Source organism: Streptomyces sp. 13-12-16 (assembly GCF_002114215.1).
Classification (GTDB): domain Bacteria; phylum Actinomycetota; class Actinomycetes; order Streptomycetales; family Streptomycetaceae; genus Streptomyces.
The window spans coordinates 1-4,551 of the sequence record NZ_NCTE01000921.1 but is presented as its reverse complement, the minus strand read 5'-3'; the positions used below and the strand labels follow the sequence as shown (position 1 = coordinate 4,551).

6 protein-coding genes are annotated in these 4,551 nt (G+C 73.4%); 2 read left to right on the top strand and 4 right to left on the bottom strand.

The features are described from left to right. Positions 1–604 (top strand): PepSY domain-containing protein (locus tag B7767_RS32290; RefSeq protein ID WP_179167370.1); only part of this gene is annotated, 604 nt, incomplete at its 5' end. Between the two features lie 49 nt (positions 605–653). On the opposite strand, the gene B7767_RS32285 is transcribed toward B7767_RS32290, so the two are convergent. The 4 genes from B7767_RS32285 to B7767_RS32270 all read right to left on the bottom strand — a co-directional run bounded on the left by B7767_RS32285 (position 654) and on the right by B7767_RS32270 (position 3,750). Beyond that, on the bottom strand, positions 654–1,001 hold the full coding sequence (locus B7767_RS32285) for a tetratricopeptide repeat protein (protein WP_085575228.1): 348 nt from the start codon (positions 999–1,001) through the stop codon (positions 654–656). Positions 1,002–1,100: 99 nt separating this feature from the next. Continuing rightward, positions 1,101–1,763: a response regulator transcription factor gene (locus B7767_RS32280; protein ID WP_085575227.1), complete on the bottom strand. Its 663-nt coding sequence runs from the start codon at positions 1,761–1,763 to the stop codon at positions 1,101–1,103. Beyond that, positions 1,760–2,845: a sensor histidine kinase gene (locus B7767_RS32275; protein WP_085575229.1), complete on the bottom strand. Its 1,086-nt coding sequence runs from the start codon at positions 2,843–2,845 to the stop codon at positions 1,760–1,762. Before B7767_RS32275 ends, B7767_RS32280 begins: the two co-directional genes overlap by 4 nt. A 68-nt stretch (positions 2,846–2,913) precedes the next feature. Next, on the bottom strand, positions 2,914–3,750 hold the full coding sequence (locus B7767_RS32270) for a CPBP family intramembrane glutamic endopeptidase (protein ID WP_085575226.1): 837 nt from the start codon (positions 3,748–3,750) through the stop codon (positions 2,914–2,916). A 251-nt stretch (positions 3,751–4,001) separates the two neighbouring features. On the opposite strand from B7767_RS32270, the gene B7767_RS32265 reads away from it, so the two are divergent. Further along, positions 4,002–4,551: hypothetical protein (locus tag B7767_RS32265; RefSeq protein WP_107486452.1), on the top strand; the 550-nt coding region annotated here is incomplete at its 3' end.

Here is a 4,551-nt window from a genome sequence, read left to right as displayed (position 1 = left end):
CCACGGCGCGGCCGGCGGCACGGCGGGCGACGCGGCTCACGGGGCCGGCCTGGACAAGGTCCTCGCGGCGGCACGGGCCGAGGGCCTGGGCGACCCGGTGGAGATCGTGCCGCCCGCCGACGAGAAGTCCGCGTACGTCGTGCGGCAGATCCAGCGCAGCTGGCCCGAGAAGCAGGACTCGGTCGCCGTCGACCCCGCCTCCGGAGAGGTCACCGACGTCCTGCGGTTCGACGACTATCCGGTCCTCGCGAAACTCACCCGCTGGGGCATCGACCTGCACACCGGCAGCCTGTTCGGCCTGGTGAACCAGATCGCCCTGATGGCCCTGGCCCTCACCCTGATCCTGCTGATCCTGTGGGGCTACCGCATGTGGTGGCAGCGGGGCCGCGGCTCCGCCTTCGGCCGGCCGATCCCGCGCGGGGCCTGGCAGCAGGTGCCGCCGTACGTACTCGTCCCCCTGCTGGCGGCGATCGCCGTCCTGGGCTACTTCGTCCCGCTGCTCGGCATTCCCCTGGCGGCGTTCCTCGCCGTCGACATCGTGCTCGGGGAGGTGGCCCACCGCCGGGGACGGCGGACGTACGGAAGCGGCACGGCGGCGCGCTGACGCGCGGTGCCCGGTCCCCCGTCACGGGGGACCGGGCACCGGCCCGCCCTCACTCCTCGTCGAAGGAGCCGCCCAGCGCGGCGGCGATCCGCAGATGCGGCCGGGCCTCGTCGTCCCGCCCCTGCCGCTGGAGGGTGCGCCCCAGCATCAGCCGGGCGTAGTGCTCCACCGGGTCGCGCTCCACGACGACCCGCAACTCCGCCTCCGCGCGCCGCAGTTGCGCCGAGTGGTAGTAGGCGCGCGCCAGCAGCAGCCGCGGCCCGGTCTGCTCCGGCACCTCCTCGACCAGCCCGCCGAGAACGCGCGCGGCGGCGGCGTAGTCCTTGGCGTCGAAGAACATCCCGGCGCGTTCCCAGCGCTCGGCCGGCGTCCCGTGGTCGTAGTACGTGGTGTCCACTTCTGGCCTCCTTCGAGGCCGACAACGGACCCGGACGGTCCCGTATTCCGCCCGGGACGCGTTCCTGGCCGGCACCGGTGGCCGGCCCGCCCGGACCGGTCAGGTCGCCAGGCCGTGGCGGTAGGCGTAGACCACCGCCTGGACACGGTCGCGCAGGCCGAGTTTGGCGAGGATGCGGGAGACGAAGGTCTTCACGGTCTCCTGACTGATGAGCAGGGCCGCGGCGATCTCGCTGTTGGACAGGCCGTCCGCGATGAGGCGGAGGACCTCCAGTTCGCGGGGGGTCAGGGGGAGGTCCCGCGGCGCCCCGCCCTCGGCGGGGCGGATCCGGGCGGCGTACCGGCCCACGAGCTGGCGGGTCACCTCCGGGTCCAGCAGCGCCGCGCCCATGGCCACGGTCCGGATGCCGTGGAGCAGTTGGGACGGCGGCGCGTCCTTGAGCAGGAACCCGCTCGCCCCCGCGCGCAGCGCCTCGTAGACGTACTCGTCCAGGTTGAACGTCGTCACCACGAGCACCTTCACCGGATGCGGCACCCCCGCGCCGGCCAGCAGACGGGTGGCCTCGATGCCGTCGAGCACCGGCATGCGCACGTCCATCACCACGACGTCCGGACGGAGCCGGCCGGCGAGGTCGACGGCGGCCTGCCCGTCGCCGCACTCGCCGGCCACCTCCAGGTCGGGCTGGGCGTCGATGATGGTCACCAGGCCGGTGCGGATCAGCATCTGGTCGTCGCAGACCAGGACCCGGATCGGTGCGGTCATGCCGTGTTCCCCGTCGGTATGCGGGCCCGTACGACGAAGCCGCCGCCCGTCTCCGGTCCCGCGCTGAAGTCGCCCCCCAGGACGTCGACCCGCTCCCGCAGGCCCGCCAGGCCCCGGCCGCTCCCGCCGTGGGAGGAGGGTACCGGGGTGCCGGAACCGTCCGTGCCGACCTCCACGGTGATCTGCCGTTCGCTGTGCCGCACCTCGACCCGGGTGGCGCTGCCGTGGGCGTACTTGAGGGCGTTCGTCAGGGCCTCCTGCACGACCCGGTAGGCGACGAGGTCGGCGCTGCCGGTCGACGGCGCCGGCGTTCCCTCCTCGGTGAACTTCACCGGCTGCCCGGCCCGGCGGGTCTGCTCCACCAGCGTGAGGAGCCGGCCGACGGGCGGCGTCCTGGCCTCGGGGCCGTGGTCGGGGTTGAGCAGGTCGAGCAGGTGCCGCAGGTCGGTGATGGCCCGTCGGCCGGTGTCGGTGACGGCGGTCAGTGTCTGGTCCAGTCGGTCGGGTGCGGCGGTCAGATAGCGGGCCGCCTCGGCCTGCACGACCATGGCCGTCACATGATGGGTCACGACGTCGTGCAACTCGCGGGCGATCCGGGCCCGTTCGGCGGCGCGGGAGTCCTCGGCGACACGGTGCCGGCGCTCGGCCTCCGCGATCCGGGTGGAGCGCAGCCACGTTCCGATGCCCCACGCGAGGGCCACCGCCAGGTAGAACGTCACGAACTCGCTCGCCGGCTCGCCGGGACCGACCCGGTGGAACGCGACCGTCAGCGCCACGTAGGCGACGGTGCACAGGGCCGCGGTGGCGCGCCGGTACCGTTCCAGATACGCCCCGGCGCTCAGCAGTGCGATGGGCAGCGCGATGCCCGCGGGGGAGTGGTAGCCGCGGAGCTGGTCGAGGGCGAACCCGGCCACCACCAGGGCGAGACAGACGGCCGGCCACCGCCGGCGCACGGCGAGCGGAAGGGTCTGGAGGGCCACCGCCACGACGGCGAGCGGATCGAAGGGGCGCTCCGGCACGCCGCCGAGGAGCGTTCCGTGGTTCTGGAAGTCCGGCCACAGCGCCAGGGCGAGGACGAGCATCCCGAGCAGGAGGTCCCTGACGATGACGTCCAGCCGGCGCCACACTTCCCGGAGCCGGTGAGGAGCGATCACCGGGGCAGTCTAGCGGTGGCGTCGGCCCGCTCCGCACGCCGGCGGCGGGGCACCAGACGGCCGCGCCGGTGGGCCAGCCACAGGAACCCGATCGTCAGCAGCACACCGAACAGCACCGAGTACACGCTTCCCTCCGGACCGAAGTCACCGCCGGTGATCCACTTGTTGCCCGACGTGGTGGAGTCCAGCAGTCCCTGCTCGGTGTCGTTGCCCGAGACCACGGTGCTGAAGATGCCGCCCGCGGCGAAGTTCCAGCCGAAGTGCACACCGATCGGCACCCACAGGTTGCGGGTGGCGACGTACGCGGCGGCGAGCATGCCGCCGGCCTCGATCGCGATGGCGAAGGCGCCCCACGCCGTGGCGTCCGGGTTGGGCAGGTGCGCCAGGCCGAACAGCAGCGCGGTCAGCGTCAGCGCGATCCAGGTGCCCAGGTACTCCTCGACGATCCGGAACAGCACCCCGCGGAACAGCAGTTCCTCGGTGACGGCGGCGGCGGCCATGAAACCGAACAGTCCGACCGTGCCGCTCAGTGAACCCAGGCCGTGCACCTCGTAGTTGCCGGAGGTGAAGAGGTTCGTGACGACCATTGCGAACATCACGACGCCGATCAGCGTCCCCCGGCCGAACGCCGGCGCGGCACCGGCCGGGTCCAGCTCCGTGACCGGCCGGCGCTCGGTCCGTCCCACCACCCACCGGTAGACCGGCACCGCGAGCACGGCGGTCAGCGTGCCGAGGGCGAGCGTGAGCCACGGGTTGTCCCGCACCGCGTTCACGCTCTGTCCGCCTATGGCGGAGATCGCCACCACGGCCAGGATCTGCCAGACCACTCTCATCGATGACCCCTTCGTCGGATCCGCGGACCGGTGCCGCGTGCTGCCGAGGACGCTACGGTTCCGGTGGCCGGGAATCGTCACCGCACAGTGGACACTTGCCTGTAGCTCGCTCGGGGGACAGACCGTGCCCCGTGCCAACTCCGGTGTCCTGGAAAGGTGTTCGAGGTCACACGCCGGGGAATGAGTCGCGGGCGGGACGGAAGCCGTATCCACGGCCGACCGGTCGGCCCGGATTGCGACGACGAGGGGCCATGACTGCTGGGTGGGGTGCTCGCACGGGGCGGGCCGCGGTGTTCGCGGCCGTCTGTGTCGTGCTCGCCGCCCTGGGACACGTCATGATGTCCGGCGACCACGTTCCCCTCCGGACGCTGACGGCCGGCTGGGCCGTGACCGGTGCCGTGGGCTGGGGGCTCGCGGGGCGTGAGCGCGGACTGCCGCTGATCACCGCCGTCGCCGTCGCCGCCCAGACGGTCCTGCACTCGGCCTTCTCGCTCGTGAGCCCTTCCGCCGGTCCCACGGACGCGGGAGCGGTGCCGCACGGCATGCACACCATGCCCATGTCCACGGGGGTGGGCACGGAGGGGCACACGGCGCCCTCCGACGGCTCCTCCGCCGGCATGCTCGCCGCCCACCTGCTGGCCGCGCTGCTGTGCGGACTGTGGCTCGGGTACGGCGAGCGGGCGGTGTTCCGGGTGCTGCGGGCCGTCGGCGGATGGCTGGCCGCCCCGGCGCGGCCGCTGTTCCTCACACCGGTGCCGCCGCGCCGTCCCTCCCTCCGCGTCCGCCGGCGCCGCCGCTCCC